Origin of the sequence: Aeromonas sp. ASNIH8, from assembly GCF_002919855.1 — a bacterium.
GTDB classification, from domain to species: domain Bacteria; phylum Pseudomonadota; class Gammaproteobacteria; order Enterobacterales; family Aeromonadaceae; genus Aeromonas; species Aeromonas caviae.
The window spans coordinates 1-740 of record NZ_PQLN01000259.1; the positions used below are offsets into that span (position 1 = coordinate 1).

The following is a 740-nucleotide window of genomic DNA, read 5'->3' on the forward strand; positions in this document are numbered from 1 at the left end:
CGGCATTCGATGTGCTCTGGAGTCGCGTGGGCTGTGTGGGTGCGACGCTTGTGAATACCAGCATGACCCAACAGGCGGTACACGACTGGGGCTGGCGTATTCCATTCCTGCTGTGCGGCGCGTTTGGGCTGGTCGCCATGTATCTGCGCCGCTGGCTGCAGGAGACACCGGTATTCCTTGAGATGCAGCAGCGTAAGACGCTGGCGCAGGAGCTGCCGGTGAAAGCGGTGGTGGTGCGGCACAGAAAGGCGGTGGTGGTGTCAATGCTGCTCACCTGGCTGCTCTCGGCGGGTATCGTGGTGGTGATTTTGATGTCGCCGGTCTGGCTGCAAAAACAGTATGGCTTTGCGCCGGCGGTGACGCTGCAGGCTAACAGCATCGCCACCATCATGCTGTGCTTTGGTTGCCTGATTGCCGGGCTGGCGGTGGATCGTATCGGCTCCAGCCTGACCTTTATTATTGGCAGCCTGCTGCTGGCCGGGTCGAGCTGGGCGTTTTACCATCTTGCGGGTAGCCATCCTGAACAGCTGTTCCTGCTGTATGGCACCGTGGGGCTTTGCGTAGGTGTGGTTGGGGCGGTGCCGTATGTGATGGTCCGCGCTTTCCCGCCTGAGGTGCGCTTCACCTGTATTTCGTTCTCCTATAACGTCTCGTACGCCATCTTCGGCGGCCTGACGCCGGTTGCCGTAACCCTGCTGATGGGGATATCGCCGATGGCGCCCGCCTGGTATGGGCTGGCG

The 740-nt window shown here is 61.2% G+C and carries 1 protein-coding gene; it reads left to right on the forward strand.

All coding sequences use genetic code 11. The annotated features are described in order from the left end of the window. Positions 1–26: 26 nt before the first annotated feature. Positions 27–740 (forward strand): MFS transporter (locus tag C3418_RS23800; RefSeq protein ID WP_258040185.1); only part of this gene is annotated, 714 nt, incomplete at its 3' end.